This is a genomic window from Microcoleus sp. B4-C2 (genome assembly GCF_036705265.1).
GTDB lineage: Bacteria > Cyanobacteriota > Cyanobacteriia > Cyanobacteriales > Microcoleaceae > Microcoleus.
Genome location: NZ_JAUBUB010000026.1, coordinates 25042 through 40886, shown reverse-complemented (window position 1 = coordinate 40886; position 15845 = coordinate 25042). Strand labels below are relative to the sequence as shown.

Here is a 15845-nt window from a genome sequence, read left to right as displayed (position 1 = left end):
GCCTCTCCTGCCATGTTTAAAAATCTGCTAGGCGATCCCAACGCGCGCAAACTGAGAAAATTTCAGCCTTGGGTAGCTGATATCAATATTTTGGAAGAAGACTTCCGCGCACTCTCAGACGACGGCCTCAGAGGAAAAACGGCCGAGTTTCAACAACGTCTGGCAAAAGCTAAATCTATCAACGAAGAAAAAGAGATCCTAGACGAAATCTTGCCGGAAGCTTTTGCAGTGGTGCGGGAAGCGGGACAGCGGGTTTTGGGACTGCGCCACTTTGATGTCCAACTCCTCGGCGGCATCATCCTCCACAAAGGCCAAATTGCCGAAATGAAAACCGGTGAGGGCAAAACTTTGGTGGCGACGCTACCGGCTTACCTCAACGCCCTCAACGGTAAAGGCGTACACATCATCACCGTCAACGATTATCTCGCAAGGCGGGATGCGGAATGGATGGGACAGGTGCACCGCTTCCTGGGATTGACTGTGGGACTGATTCAGCAGGGCATGGATCAGGTGGAACGAAAGAAAAATTATAACTGCGATATTACCTACGCGACTAACAGCGAAGTCGGCTTTGACTATTTGCGGGACAACATGGCTACTGTCATGGAAGATGTAGTGCAGCGTCCTTTTAATTTTTGCGTGATTGACGAGGTTGACTCGGTGCTGATTGATGAAGCACGGACGCCTTTAATTATTTCCGGCCAGGTGGAACGCCCCAGTGAGAAGTATATCCGGGCGGCTGAGGTGGCTGCTGCTCTGAGAAAGGAAAATGAAGAACATTACGAGGTTGACGAAAAAGCTCGGAATGTGCTACTGACCGATGAAGGCTTTGGTGAAGCTGAGAATTTGTTGGGTGTTACGGATTTGTACGACCCGGCTGACCCTTGGGCGCATTACATTTTTAATGCGATTAAGGCGAAGGAATTGTTTATTAAGGATATTAACTACATCGTCAATGCCGATCGCGAAGTCGTGATTGTGGATGAGTTTACCGGCCGGGTGATGCCGGGACGGCGCTGGAGTGACGGTTTGCACCAGGCGATCGAAGCTAAGGAACGGGCGGAAATTCAGCCGGAAACTCAGACGCTGGCGACAATTACTTATCAGAATTTCTTTTTGCTTTATCCGAAGCTGTCGGGGATGACAGGGACGGCGAAGACTGAGGAGACGGAGTTTGAGAAGATTTACAATCTGGAAGTAACGCTGATTCCCACTAACCGGATTACCAGCCGTACTGACCTTTCGGATATGGTTTATAAGGGGGAGCCGGGGAAGTGGAATGCGATCGCCCAAGAATGCGCGGAAATGCACGAGATCGGTCGGCCGGTGCTGGTGGGTACTACGAGTGTGGAAAAGTCTGAGTTGCTGTCGCGGCTGCTGCTGGAACGGAAAATTCCTCACAATTTGCTGAATGCTAAACCGGAAAATGTGGAACGGGAATCAGAAATTATTGCTCAAGCCGGACGCAAAGGCGCTGTGACGATCGCGACAAACATGGCGGGACGCGGTACTGATATTATTTTGGGCGGTAATTCTGAGTATATGGCGCGCCTGAAGTTGCGGGAGTATTTTATGCCCCGGATTGTGCAACCCGAAGATGAGGACGGGTTTTCGCTGGTGCAAGTACCCGGTATTGGCGGCCGCCCCGCACCTCAAGGTTTTGGTCAAACTGCGAAAAAGGTAAAGTCTTGGAAAGCTTCGGCGCAGATTTTCCCGACGCAGCTATCGAAAGATGCTGAGCAAATGCTCAAAGCGGCGGTGGAATTGGCGGTGAAGGAGTACGGGGAGCGATCGCTCACGGAATTGCAAGCCGATGATATCGTGGCTATAGCTTCGGAAAAAGCGCCGACAAAAGACCCCGTAATTCAAAAATTGCGGGAAGCTTACAATTTAACTCGCAGGGAGTACGATGCTTTTACCAGCACCGAACACGATGAAGTCGTGCGGTTGGGAGGCTTGCACGTCATCGGTACCGAACGCCACGAATCGCGCCGGATCGACAATCAGTTGCGCGGCCGGGCGGGACGCCAAGGAGACCCGGGTTCTACGCGGTTTTTCTTGAGTTTGGATGACAATTTGCTCAGGATTTTCGGCGGCGAACGGGTGGCCGGTTTGATGAAGGCTTTCGGTGTGGAGGAAGATATGCCGATCGAATCTAAAATGCTGACTGGTTCCCTCGAAGGCGCTCAGAAAAAAGTCGAAACCTACTATTACGATATCCGCAAGCAGGTCTTTGAATACGACGAAGTGATGAACAATCAGCGTCGAGCAATCTATGCGGAACGTCGCCGAGTATTGGAAGGTTTGGACTCCAAAGAACAGGTAATTAGGTATGCCGAACAGACGATGGACGACATCGTGGGAGCATACATCAACCCCGACTTACCTTCGGAAGAATGGGAACTCGACAAACTTGTGAGCAAGGTGAAGGAATTTGTTTATTTGCTGGCTGACATGACACCGGATCAGCTAGAAGATTTGTCCGTTGAGGAAATTAAAACTTTCTTACACGAACAAGTCCGCAACGCTTACGACATGAAAGAAGCGGAAGTTAATGCAATCCGAGCTGAATTGATGCGCGATGCGGAACGGTTCTTTATTTTGCAGCAAATTGATACTTTGTGGCGGGAACATTTGCAACAAATGGATGCTTTGCGCGAGTCGGTAGGGCTGCGCGGTTACGGCCAGAAAGACCCGTTAATCGAGTACAAAACTGAAGGTTACGAGCTGTTCTTGGACATGATGACGGATATCCGCCGCAATGTGGTTTATTCGCTGTTCCAGTTCCAGCCGCAGCCGGCAATGCAAGTTTCACCAGAGATGGTTTGACGCAGTTGAAAATTGAAGGAAAATGAGATCGCGCAGTCTCCACCCATAATCTTTGATTTGGGTGGGGTTAGCGATATGCAACCAATAAAAGCGAACCAACAATCGTCTGAGTCAAAACTCTCATCTGTTTCTGCCAAGAAGTCTGTTAAGAAAAAGGGCGATCGTGCCAGAAAGAAGTTATATCAAATCCGGTTAAATCGGAATCATGCAGTATAGAGTAGTGCGAGCGTCTCGCTCGCACTGACCATCCAAATATATAAATAATTCCGTTCCAACCGGAAACGATATTAGCCATTAAAGAAGCTAGAATACATCAGAAAATAGCTCCGTCTGGCTCATCCCATCACTATATCGGAAGCCCCAAACATAATTTTTATTGGGTGGGGATACATCACAAATAGTGGTGCAAAGTAAGGGTATTACAATTTAGTGAATTCTTGAACTTTGACTGTCGCTCTTTCATTTTAGCCTAATTTTTAACCGCCTTTGCTATCGCAATACTCCGGACAGTTTTTGGAACGAGACTACAAGCTTACGCGGCGCAAGGATCATAAATAAAGTCCAATTAAATGCAACGAGCGGGGTGGAGCTGACATTGATTTAATTATCCACAGTGGCTCAAAGTCCTACAGAATAAGCCATTGGGCCATATAAAAACTGGTGTTGCTGATTCACGGTATGAATCAACTTTTCGCTTGATGTTACAAAACTCACCCTCCCGGGTCTTATAGCAATTGGGAAATGTGAATTCCTACCTAAATTCAGCAACGCCTAAAAACTGTCCGGATTATTGCTATCGGGGAGTGTAAAAAATATCCCCTGACGATTGACCAGAATCATCACAATTGAGAGGTTTAGTTATGAAAAATAATGTGTGGATTGCCAGCGGTTTAGCGCTTTCTCTTATCACTAGCGCTTTGACTGCTAGTGCTGCTTCTTTTCGCAATGACATTACTGGCGTAAAAAATGCTCCTAATGCCACACCTTGGGGAGGATGGTCTACCGCAATTTATTGCCCTGGTGGTAGCTACGTGGGTGGATATTCGATGAGGGTTGAACCGAATCAAGGTGGGGGCGACGATACTGCACTCAATGCTGTTGCCTTATATTGTTACGATCGTGCGGGAAACATGGTCGAGCGGATTGTACCACATCCGGGATTTTGGGGGAATTGGGGTGAAGGAGCTAATTGCCCGAAAGGAAGTTATGCAACAGCATTTAAACTGAAAGTAGAACCACCACAAGGCAATGGTGATGATACAGGAGCAAATTCTGTAACTTTTGGCTGTAGTAATAGTAATAGCACTGTAATTGAAGCATCTGGTGGAGCTCAATGGGGAGCTTGGACACCAAATTGGGTAACAGGTCCGCCGAATTCGGCAATTTGTGGTGTTCGCGCGAAAGTTGAAGGTCAGCAAGGAAGGGGAGATGATACTGCTTTGAATGATTTAGAGTTTAGCTGGTGCAAATTACCACAACCGCCTACCCCAGTTAAACCACAGCCTACACCACCAACTCCAACGCCAAATGGAGGTAACAGTGGCATCCGCCTTTTTGAAAATCCTGTCGGTGAAAATGGTATCCCAATTGATGTAGCGCTAAAAGGTGCTAATGGGCTAGATCCTAACGCACGCCAATTGGGGGCAGATACGTTTTGTCGGTTGAGGGGATATGGAAAGGCTGTGAACTTCCAATTGGCAAGTGGAAGCAACAGGGGTACATTGCAATTCGATCCAAGCACAGGAAGCTGGACACCCTGCCCGAGTTGTGGGATGTATTTTACGAGGGTAGCTTGTCAATAAATAGCAGTACGGGCGATTTAGTGGTTAGAAACTAATGAAGCTGTAAGTTTTAATCTGAATGGAGGAGTTGCTGTCAGTGCTACGGCAATTAACGTCGGCACTAACTATTTGGGTATGGTTGAAGCGGTTGCTCAAAGCGATATTACAACAAATGTTTTTGTTGTAAGGTAGTTTCTGTAGCGCGGGCTTTTCGGGCCTAGTTGAGTGGAATTAAGTGCGATCGCCTTTGAGTTTGACTTGAGGCGATCGCAATGCACTTGAATAGTCGTAGACGCACCGCCCGTCAGAAACCGGGTTTTTTTACGAGAAGACGCATTACAGCCCGCAGAAACTGCCAAAAACCCGGTTTCTCAAGTTAAACCCAATCTTCTTGATCGCTTTTTTGTCGCCTGTAAACTTCACCTTTAGTGTGAATTTTACGGGTTTGTTCATAAAGAGTTTCTTCGGTATGATTCCATTTCAGCAGGACTTTTTTTAAGTCTGCTTGGATATCTCTAGCGCCGGGAAAGCCTCGGTAGCGAATTATTAATCTTGCTAATTCCGATAAATTGTATTCGCTTGCTTCTCCTGCTAATAAACTATTGACACTGGCTCGATCGCGCTTGTATTGCGGATGCTGCTGATCTTGATTTTTTTCTAGTGAATCCATATTAAGTAAGTGGGTAGAAATAAACATTACATGGGAGCGGGCGGGTTTATAAGATTATTAGTCTTAGGCTATTATGGTTGGTAAAACCCGCCCCTACAATTCAGGTTGTTCTAGGATTATTTTTGGTGTTTAACTACATATTTATATTTCCCAATCATCAGAATACCAAAAACTTCGACTTCTTGAAAAAGTCAAGATTCTGATTATTTGCTTGTGTTGTCGCTTCAGTCATCCCCAGAAATTTTTGTGTTTGTTCAGTAATACCAAATAGTCGATCGCCGTGACAAAAGATTTCCCAGGCGCGAATTCCCATAAAGCCAATACCTGCAACCGCCAAGGGCATCGCTGCGGCACCTAAAAGCGCGGCAATGGGGGGAAATATCATGCACAGTGTTAACAGAATGCCAGTAATAACACCGCCAGCAATGCCAGCTTTGGCGGTGGCAGTGGCGACTTGTTCGACTAACTCTGACTGCGTAATTTTGCCTTCCACGCACAATAGCGAATTTTCTAAGATAGAAAATATTAACTCAATTACTGCTGCTGCGATCGCCCCTTTCATTGCAGCCCCAACGATTTCCGCAACTGCTGCTTTAAACGCTGCATCCGCTAAAACTTGCTTAGCGACTGCTAATTCGGCAGCAGTCATGTCTGCACCACCGCGAGCACGATTCACCCAAAAATATTCAAAAATCCCGTTAGCAGCTTCGCTTCCACCTCCATTGACGTGTGCTTGGATGTGACTCCAATCTTTATCTTGACAGAAGTTGCGAATTGCTTCTGGGCCTTGGGCACGAATTTGGGCGGGTATGGATTCAAATACTTTTGCTGCTTCTTGCACATCTCGGATGCCGTCACGCACCCCAGCCCTAGCAAATTTCAATTGCAGATTTCTTGGCAGGTTCTCAAAACGGATGTTATGTGCTATTTTAAAAGCTTCTTGAGTGGCGATCGCCCCGGCACTAACAATGGAACTTGGCGCTGATTGTACCCACCCTGTTAATACAGTTGCACTTTCCTCAACTTTAGCAGCGATTTCGTTGGCTAAGTTTTGGGTGTCGGCAACAGTTTCTTGTACTTTAGCCGTTAGGAATTGGAGCGGATTCTGGCTAATTTCCATGTTGATCCAGCTTGCATCATTAATAATTGAATTATTCCGACTATAACATTCCTCTTCAGTAAGTGTGATTTTTTACTAAATTGCTTCTAGCTTCTAACTCCGGCTGTAAATTTAGAGCTTTTTTTTGATAAAATAAACCTTCATTAATTCGACCTTGCTCTTCCAAACTTTTGCCTAAATTCCAATAAGCGACGGCTAAATCTGGTTGAATAACGATAGATTTTTGATAGTAAGTTATGGCGTCATCGAGCTGGCCTTGTTTGTAAAACATACTGCCCAAGTTAACATAGGCTTCGACAAAATTAGGATCAAATTCGATCGCCTTGGAGTAGGCGCGAATCGCCGCGTCTATTTTGTCTTGGGCTTGCAGGATATTGCCTATAGTTTTGTAGGCGGCGGCGAAATTCGGTTGCTGGCGAAGTGCTTGGTAACAGGATGCGATCGCCTCTGCAAATTTTTGTTGAGCATAGTAAACTTCAGCGATCTTGTTGAGTGCGATCGCATTATCTGCTGGAATGGCTAGTAATTTTTGATATTGAGCGATCGCCTCCTCAAGTTTTCCTGATTTCTGGAGGCTCTCGCCCGCTGACAAATACTGCTCTGCTAACTCGGAATTTGCGGTCATAGATTTTACTTTAACAGCCAAAACTACTTTACCACAACTGTTAGTTAGCAACCGCGATTTCTAGGGATATTATGACTATTTTCAATTTTAAATTTGTTTTTGTACCAACAGTTCGGACAGTTTTTGATTACTAACCGTAGAATAGGGGTTTCACGGCACCCCGATTAAAGGCAGATAAAAGCCAGCAAAGTCCTGGACGCACTCTTGATTATCTGAAACCCGGTTGCTCAGTAGATTTATCGTTCCTGTTAGCAAAAGTCATAGAAACCGGGTTTCTAGCACCCCATGCGTGGGCATTGAAACTGTCCGAAGTGTTGATATATCAATTAACTGAATGTTCGATCGCCCTAGCTGTTCAAAAATTAATTGAACGGGCGATCGAAAAAATTAAGGATACAGTCGCCACACCTTAATCGTGTCGTCAAAACTGCCACTGATCAGAGTTTTGTCTTGAGGATTAAAAGCCAAATCCACCCAAGTAGAATGACCCTTCAGCGTGACCACCGTGTCGGCGGGACTCATCTGCCACCGCTGGCCGGGACTCAGCCGCCACAGCTTGATAGTGCCGCTCAAATCGGCGCTGGCGAGTTTGTCTCCGTCGGGACTGAAAGCCAAGGACTTAACCTTGTCGGAATGGGCACTCAAAGTCCGCAGCAGAGAACCGTCGGGCTTCTGGGAGTGATGATTTGGGCTGATATCCCACAACTTCACCGTCTTGTCCCAACTGCCGCTGGCGAGAGTTTGACCGTCCGGGCTGATGGCAAGAGACCAAACCGCCTCGGAATGACCCCAAAAAGTGTCTTTGAATTCCCCAGTCTGCCAGTTCCACAGGTTGATCTTACCGTCGCTGCTGCCGATCGCCAAAGTTTCTCGATCAGGACTGAAAGCCACCGACTGCACCTCGTCCAAAACCCCCTTGAGAGTTTCCAACTCGGCCCCGCCTTCGACTTGCCACAACTTCAAAGTTTTGTCCTTACCGACACTGGCCACGGTCTGGCTATCGGGACTGAAAACCACCGAGAACACGCCGTCTTGGTGTCCGTCCAAAGTCCGAATTAACTTGCCAGAATAGAAATTCCACAATTTAATCGTACCGTCAACGCCACCGCTGGCGATCGTCCTGCCGTCGGGGCTGACGGCCACCGACCACACAGGCCCCAAATGTCCGGCTAAAACCTTGAGCAGCTTGCCGTGACGCTTGTGCCGCAAGTGAATTGTGCCGTCGTTATTCCCGCTGACGATCACGCGGCCCTGGGGAGCAACTGCTACCGTCCAAACCGGGTTTTTGTCTAGATCCGCCAGAGTCCGCACTGCAGGCCGGGACTGCGATGCATCACCGTTGAAATCCTGCATCGGGGGCGGATTGAACCGAATTTTGGGAATGCTAGAAACAGGCTTAGAAGAAGTGAAAGCCTGCGGTGCAGGAGATGGCAAGCGAACACCCAGCATTACGGACAGCAGGGCAACCGTACTTGCTCCCCACATGGCTAAACTCCACTTGGGTTTGCTGAGAATCACTTGTGCCGATGCCGGGCCGTAATTCATGTCTGTGAGAATTGCCTGGGTCGATCGATAGCGTTTTGATGGTTCTCGCTGCACCATTTTATCCAGGATGCGGCCGAGTCGCGCCGAAACTGGTACTTTCAAATAATGCCTCCAAGCCCAACTTTCGGCTTTGATGTCAAACAAATCAAAGGGCGACATTCCCGTTAACAAGTGAATGCAAGTGACGCCCAAACTGTAGATGTCACTGCTCTTAATCGCTTGGCCTTTAATTTGTTCCGGGGCGGCGTATTCCGCAGAACCTGTCACCGTTTCTCTTTTCAGCGGCCCGCTGTTTGCCGGAATTGCCGCGCCGAAATCGACTAAAACTAGCCCAGAGGAACTTTCCTGAGACACGGAATGTAAACCCTCTTTCCCTGCCCAAGCTGGGGATGCTTGGGGATTTTTGCGGTGAATAATATTCGACGGTTTGATATCTCCGTGAATCAGTTGATTTTCATGAACAAATTGCAGGACTGGCAACAATTCGCTCAGCAGATACCAAATTTGAATTTCTTTAACAACACCTTTTTCTGAAAGCCGATCGGCTAAATTGCGGCCTTCGATGTATTCTTGCACTAAATACTGGCAGCCTTCGAGTTCAAAAGATGCCAGCAGTTTCGGTATTTGCGGATGTTTCCCCAACTCGTCGAGAACTGAGGCTGAGCCGCGAAATGTCCGGTTTAGGGGGTTTTGACCGTCCGCTGTGCCTGCGGGCGCGCAGAACTGTTGAATGACACAGCGGGGTTGCGAAGGTTGGTCTTCATCGACGGCTAAGAAGGTGCGGCAAGTGAGACTTTGACCGAGGGTGTGAAAGACTCGGTAGCGGCCTTTTAGCAGCAAGTTCGACTCGCAACTTTTGCAGACTGTCGCGCGATCGAGATTTTGGGGATTCTGGCAATGGGGATTGATGCAGTAACTCATTTCTCTTTCCGCTGGAGACCCCCGTCCGACATTCTTGCTGGTGGGGGAGGAAAGCGGGGCGGTGCGTGCCGCTTCCTGTGGACAAATGAAATAATTGGAATCTTTGCTTGATCATAATTGTTTCCCAGATTTTCGCCACAATTGCTGCGGTCGATCGCGCGTAAATTATTGCTGACTTTCCTGCGAGCGAGGTTTAATAGGTCGATCGTACCGAGCTCATTCGAGCGATCGGCGGGATTTGCTGTTACCGAATTACGTTATACTGTCATTGCGAATACTTTCAGTGCGATCGCAGCAAAGCAATGGCGAGGTCTTGCCAAACATCGGCGATTCTTTGTTCTATGGAGTGAATCTAAAAGTTCAAATTTCCCATGTCAAATCGACTAGCTGATTAAAACTTAGGCAATTTTTGCCAAACTAACTACTAACTTTTAACTATTACTTATGCCGTTAATTCGCGTTCCCAAACCTTGGGAAATTCTCGAACCCCAAATTACCCCAGAAACAGCCTTTCTCAACCGCCGCCGCTTCATGACAAACTTAATCGGCGCCGGCGTGACTGCTTCGCTGCTGCCACTGACCGGCTGCCAAAGCAATGCTAGCTCAAAAACTGCTCTGGATCAAAGCTCAACCCAAGCATATTCGGAATTGAGCCGGAATCCCGACTTTGCGAAAGTCGATCGAGCGATTACCGACGAAGCCTTAGCTACAAAATACAACAATTTTTACGAATACGGCGGCACAAAATCTATTTGGCAAGCCGCTCAAGCTTTGCCAACAGAAAACTGGAAAGTAGAAGTAGGAGGTTTAGTAAAAAATCCCCGCACTTATGATATTGACGACCTCTACAAAAAATTTCCTATCGAAGAACGAGTTTATCGATTTCGCTGTGTAGAAGCGTGGGCGATGGTAGTTCCTTGGGTCGGATTTCCCATGAAATTACTGATGGCTGATGTCGAACCGCAATCGAAGGCTAAATTCGTTCGCTTTACCTCATTTTACGACCCCAAAATTACTCCCGGCCCCGGTTTGATGTCGCAATTTTATCCTTGGCCTTATACCGAAGGCCTGCGAATTGAAGAAATGGCGAACGATTTAGCATTTTTCGCCACAGGCTTGTATGGCCGAAGGCTACCAAAACAAAATGGTGCGCCGCTGCGGCAAGTGATTCCTTGGAAATACGGTTTTAAGGGCGCAAAGTCGATAGTCAAAATTGAATTTGTCGAACAACAGCCCGCCACTTTTTGGAATACAATCGGCCCCAACGAATACGCCTTTGAAGCAAATGTCGAGCCCGACAAGCCGCACCCCAGATGGTCGCAGGCCAGCGAACGCATAGTCGGCCCCGGTAACAGTTGGTCGTGGGAAACTCGCCCAACTTTGCCCTATAACGGTTACGGCGAATATGTGGCGAGTTTGTACAGTTAATTGACGGATTTCCCCTCGTTTCTAGGCTCAGCCTAGGAACGCAGATCCGGAGGCTCTGCCTCCCTATTTGTGCGAGGCAGAGCCTCGGATTCAGGCATTCCCAGGCAGATCCTGGGAACGAGAAAAGGGAAATATGAAATGTGCGATCGCAGTTTAGCATTTCCCTTTTTACCAGTTGCTGAAATTCCCGGTTTCATCGCACAAAGCAGAACAGTCGGACAGCGTGCTGCTGTGCGTTTGTTTCGGCAAAGAATTAGAGAAATTTTGCCAAATTAAAAATAACACTTACATCTCTCCTTACTCTTTCTCTGTGCCCTCTGCGCCCTCTGCGGTAAAAAAACTCTTTATTGTTCACAAAACTCTGCAACCCTCCGCCAAACTCGATCGCACAAATCGGGTATGCTAACATCGAACCATTCAATTTCAGGATAGGCTCGAAACCATGTCCGCTGACGCTTCGCAAATTGCCGCGTGTGCAAAATTGTTAATTCTTTAGCTTCTTCCAGCTTAATGTCGCCAGCCAAATATTGTTTCATTTCCTGATAGCCCAGCGTGTTCAAAAGTGGCAAATCGCAGCCGTATTTTTTACACAAATATTCTACTTCAGCGATCCAACCGCGTTCTAGCATTTGTTCGGTGCGCTGTTTGATCCGATCGACCAAAACTTCGATATCGCAATCCAACCCAATTTGTAAAATAGGATAATTGGGAGGAGTTTCGCCCTGCTGTTCGGAAATAGGGCGACCGGTGACATAAAATACTTCCAGTGCTCTTAAAGTTCTTACTGGGTCATTGAGGTGAATTTTCTCAGCCGCAGAGCGATCGACCTGCTGCAACATCGCGTAACATTGAGATTGTCCGAGTTCTGCAAGTTGCGATCGCAATTCGGGCATCGGTGCTACCCTCGGAATTTTTAAACCTTTGACTACAGACTTAATATATAAGCCCGTCCCTCCCACCAACAACAGAGGAGAATCAACAGCAGCAATTAAATTTTGAGCTTGTTGCTGGTAGTCTGCGAGTGTTAGAGTTTCTGTCGGATCGCAGATGTCAATTAAGTGATGGGGTACACAAGTGCGATCGACCGCCGTCGGTTTTGCCGTTCCGATGTCAAATTCGCGGTACACTTGACGGGAGTCCGCACTGAGGATCGAGGATTGTAGTCGCCCCGCCAAAGCCAAAGCCACTCCCGACTTCCCAGTCGCCGTCGCCCCGCAAATCGTAATTAATCTAGGCATAAGCTGTAGCACATTTCCCTATAAAAACTCTCAAATCCTCTGCTATCAATGCTTCCCTTTCTCTCCCTCCCCTGATTCACCGCGATCGGCCTGGGCAGTCCTCAAGCAATCTCAAAACTATTCCCCTCCCTCCCCACGATAAATTTCCCTTCAGAAAGCCCTAGCATCGCCTTTAACGGTTTTGTGCTATAATTTTAGGAGTTTTCCCATTTTAGAAGCTTTCGGGGCTTTAGGCCTCATTATTGGAGCTATTTTTGTATGACCAGCAGCTACAGCGCCGACCAGATTCAAGTTCTCGAAGGTCTCGAAGCAGTCCGTAAACGGCCGGGGATGTACATCGGTACCACCGGGCCGCGAGGACTCCACCATCTAGTTTACGAGGTTGTGGACAATTCCATAGATGAGGCGCTGGCTGGCCACTGCACTCACATCGAGATTGACATCAACGCCGACGGTTCCGTTACCGTGACAGACGACGGCCGGGGTATTCCGACCGGCATCGTTGCCAAGACTGGCAAATCGGGAATAGAAACAGTAATGACTGTACTCCACGCCGGCGGTAAATTTGGCGGTGGTGGCTACAAGGTTTCTGGAGGATTGCACGGTGTAGGTATTTCTGTTGTTAACGCGCTGTCCGAGTGGGTAGAAGTGACAGTTTGGCGCGACCAAAAAGAACATTTACAGCGCTACGAAAGAGGCAATCCAGTTACTGAACTTACTGCCAAGCCCAACAAAGGCACTCGCACCGGCACTTCAGTTTCTTTCTTGCCAGATACTCAAATATTTAGCACTGGCATTGAATTTGATTACACTATACTCGCTGGGCGCTTGCGAGAATTGGGTTACTTGAATGCGGGCGTGAGAATTACGTTTAGCGACCACCGTTTGGAACTGCTCAAAAGTAGCGAACCTCGCATCGAAACATACTGTTATGAGGGCGGAATCAAGGAATATATCGCCTACATGAACCGCGAAAAGCAGCCTTTGCACGAAGAAGTGATTTACGTGCAAGGCGAACGCAATAACGTGCAGATAGAAGTGGCTTTGCAGTGGTGCGTCGATGCTTTTAGCGACAACGTTCTCGGTTTTGCTAACAACATTCGGACGATCGACGGTGGCACGCACTTAGAAGGTTTGAAGGCAGTTTTGACGCGGACGATGAATTCGATCGCCCGCAAGCGCAACAAAATCAAAGAAAACGAGCCCAACCTCGCCGGCGAAAACGTGCGCGAAGGTTTGACAGCAGTGATTTCTGTCAAAGTCCCAGACCCTGAATTTGAAGGTCAAACTAAAACTAAGCTAGGAAATACAGAAGTTCGGGGAATTGTCGATTCCTTGGTAGGCGAAGTATTGACAGAATATTTAGAGTTTCGCCCCCAAGTAGCCGACGCTATTTTGGAAAAAGCAATTCAGGCATTTAAGGCCGCTGAAGCTGCCCGTCGTGCCCGCGATTTAGTGCGCCGAAAATCTGTCTTAGAATCGTCTCCTTTGCCGGGAAAATTAGCGGACTGTAGCTCCAGAGACCCCGCCCTGTCTGAGATATACCTGGTCGAGGGGGATTCAGCGGGGGGCTGTTTTTATTCTTTTCAGGAAATAAAATTAGCTGACGGCACCACAAAAACTATCAAACAGATAGTTGACGAACAAGCAGAAGGTAAAGAACACTTTTGCTACACCATTCGCGAGAGTGGAAACATCGGGTTTGAGCGAATAACTAATGCTCGGATGACTAAAGCAAATGCTGAAGTTGTCAAACTGACATTAGACAATGGGGAGACAATAACTTGCACTCCCGACCATCCATTCATGTTGCGGGATGGCACTTACAAAGCAGCAGCCATGCTGACACCGGAAGATTCATTAATGCCGTTCCACAGCAAGTTGTCGGAAAAAAACAAACAGGGTCAGGGACTTAACGGTTACGAAATGGTTTGGAATCCCAACAGTGATAAGTGGATTTACACCCATCTTTTAGCGGATTTCTACAACCTGAAACATGGCGTTTATCTCGCATCTGACGGCAATCACCGCCATCACGTTGACTTTAACAAACTCAACAACAATCCGACAAATATTCAGCGATTGCCTGCTGAGGAGCACTTGGCTCTTCACCGCGCGAACCTTGAGAAAACCTTGCACAGGCCCGATGTCATTGAAAAGAGCCGTCAAGCTCACATGACTGATGAATTTCGGGCGATGATGAAAGAGCGGATGCGGCAGCCTGAAACGCGACAAATTCTTTCGGAACAGGCGAAAGCTCAGTGGGAAGATGAAGAGTATAAAGCTTACATGATGAGCAAGTGGCGGGAGTTTTACGATAGTGATGAAACTTATCGCCAGCAAAATAATGAACTGCTGAACCAAGCCCAGCAAGAGTATTGGAGTTCCGAAGAAAACCGTTTGGCTCAGTCGGAACGGGTGAGTAATCATTTTGCTAACAATCCTGAAGCACGGGAGACTCATTCTCAACTTGCTAAAGAACAGTGGCAAGATGAGAATTTGTTGGAGTGGCGGCGCGAAAAAACTAAGGAACAGTGGACGCCGGAGTTTCGCCAGAAACGTAAAGCGACTTTGAAGGAAACTTATTACCGCCAGACGCTGGAAGCTTTGAAGACAGTCCACCTGAAAGAAGGTTGGATGAATGTAGATGCTTACAATCTTTATCGCCGCATGAAGGGTGATAAGACTTTGTTGAAGTTTGAGACGTTTTGCGATCGCTACTTTAATGGTGATGAAGTATATGCTCGCCAAGCGGTTCGGAATTACAACCACCGCGTTGTCAAGATCGAAGCTGTAGAGGAACGCTACGATGTCTACGACATCGAAGTGCCCAACAGTCACAACTTTGCATTAGGGGCGGGAATTTTTGTCCACAACAGTGCCAAACAAGGGCGCGATCGCCAATTCCAAGCAATCCTGCCTTTGCGCGGTAAAATTCTCAACATTGAGAAAACCGACGACGCCAAAATCTACAAAAATAACGAAATTCAATCGTTAATTACAGCCCTGGGTTTGGGCATCAAAGGCGAAGAATTCGATCCGGGTCAATTGCGGTATCACCACATCGTAATTATGACTGACGCTGACGTAGATGGTGCTCACATCCGCACGCTGTTGCTGACTTTCTTCTACCGCTATCAGCGCGCACTTGTAGAACAAGGTTACATCTATATTGCTTGTCCTCCTCTCTATAAAGTGGAACGGGGACGCAATCATTACTACTGTTACAGCGATCGCGAAATGAACAATCTCATCCGCAATGAATTTCCGGCGAATGCTAACTACACCATTCAGCGGTTCAAAGGTTTGGGTGAAATGATGCCGACACAGTTGTGGGATACGACGATGAACCCAGAAACTCGGACGCTGAAACGGGTTGAGATTGAAGACGCTGCTGAGGCCGATCGCATCTTTACGATCTTAATGGGCGATCGTGTCGCCCCCCGCCGCGAATTCATTGAAACCTACGGCCCCAAACTCAACCTCCTCGACTTGGACATCTAAATTAATCCTGAGTCCTGAGTCGTTAGCTAGCAGCTAATGACTCAGGACTCATGACTAAACTTTTGCGGCCCTGATGCCTTCTGCCCTTTCGGGCGATCGGGCATCAGGGCCCTTTGATGTTTCTAGGTTTTGTTATAAAAATTAATACAATCTCTCATCAAATCGATCTAAGGTAAACACTTAG

The 15845-nt window shown here is 47.6% G+C and carries 10 protein-coding genes; 5 read left to right on the top strand and 5 right to left on the bottom strand.

Annotation, left to right across the window (positions count from 1 at the left end):
- The first annotated feature begins 12 nt into the window (after positions 1-12).
- Positions 13-2829 carry a preprotein translocase subunit SecA gene (secA, locus tag QUB20_RS10765; RefSeq protein ID WP_333246106.1) on the top strand — a complete coding sequence of 939 codons (2817 nt, stop codon included), beginning with the start codon at positions 13-15 and terminating at the stop codon, positions 2827-2829.
- Between the two features lie 860 nt (positions 2830-3689).
- Positions 3690-4631: a hypothetical protein gene (locus QUB20_RS10760; protein WP_333243366.1), complete on the top strand. Its 942-nt coding sequence runs from the start codon at positions 3690-3692 to the stop codon at positions 4629-4631.
- A gap of 355 nt (positions 4632-4986) precedes the next feature.
- On the opposite strand, the gene QUB20_RS10755 is transcribed toward QUB20_RS10760, so the two are convergent.
- The 4 genes from QUB20_RS10755 to QUB20_RS10740 all read right to left on the bottom strand — a co-directional run bounded on the left by QUB20_RS10755 (position 4987) and on the right by QUB20_RS10740 (position 9491).
- Positions 4987-5280, bottom strand: a complete 294-nt coding sequence (locus tag QUB20_RS10755; RefSeq protein WP_333246108.1) for a DUF3288 family protein — start codon at positions 5278-5280, stop codon at positions 4987-4989.
- 157 nt (positions 5281-5437) lie between these two features.
- Entirely contained in the window at positions 5438-6400 is a 963-nt protein-coding gene (locus QUB20_RS10750) for a hypothetical protein (RefSeq protein WP_333246110.1), read from the bottom strand.
- A gap of 55 nt (positions 6401-6455) precedes the next feature.
- The gene (locus QUB20_RS10745; protein ID WP_333246112.1) at positions 6456-7025 is read right to left on the bottom strand and encodes a tetratricopeptide repeat protein; all 570 of its coding nucleotides are present in this window, start codon (positions 7023-7025) and stop codon (positions 6456-6458) included.
- A gap of 387 nt (positions 7026-7412) precedes the next feature.
- On the bottom strand, positions 7413-9491 hold the full coding sequence (locus QUB20_RS10740; RefSeq protein ID WP_333246114.1) for a serine/threonine-protein kinase: 2079 nt from the start codon (positions 9489-9491) through the stop codon (positions 7413-7415).
- A 444-nt stretch (positions 9492-9935) separates the two neighbouring features.
- Here QUB20_RS10740 and msrP point away from each other — a divergent pair, with 444 nt between their 5' ends.
- Both msrP and QUB20_RS10730 read left to right on the top strand, forming a co-directional pair.
- On the top strand, positions 9936-10919 hold the full coding sequence (msrP, locus tag QUB20_RS10735) for a protein-methionine-sulfoxide reductase catalytic subunit MsrP (protein WP_333246116.1): 984 nt from the start codon (positions 9936-9938) through the stop codon (positions 10917-10919).
- Positions 10920-11057: 138 nt separating this feature from the next.
- Positions 11058-11195, top strand: a complete 138-nt coding sequence (locus tag QUB20_RS10730; protein ID WP_333243348.1) for a hypothetical protein — start codon at positions 11058-11060, stop codon at positions 11193-11195.
- Between the two features lie 68 nt (positions 11196-11263).
- Here QUB20_RS10730 and miaA read toward each other — a convergent pair whose 3' ends face one another.
- Complete coding sequence (gene miaA, locus QUB20_RS10725; RefSeq protein ID WP_333246118.1) at positions 11264-12157, bottom strand: tRNA (adenosine(37)-N6)-dimethylallyltransferase MiaA; 894 nt, start codon at positions 12155-12157, stop codon at positions 11264-11266.
- Between the two features lie 258 nt (positions 12158-12415).
- Between miaA and gyrB the strand changes: the two genes are divergently transcribed.
- Positions 12416-15661 carry a DNA topoisomerase (ATP-hydrolyzing) subunit B gene (gene gyrB, locus QUB20_RS10720; RefSeq protein ID WP_333246120.1) on the top strand — a complete coding sequence of 1082 codons (3246 nt, stop codon included), beginning with the start codon at positions 12416-12418 and terminating at the stop codon, positions 15659-15661.
- The last annotated feature ends 184 nt before the right edge of the window (positions 15662-15845 follow it).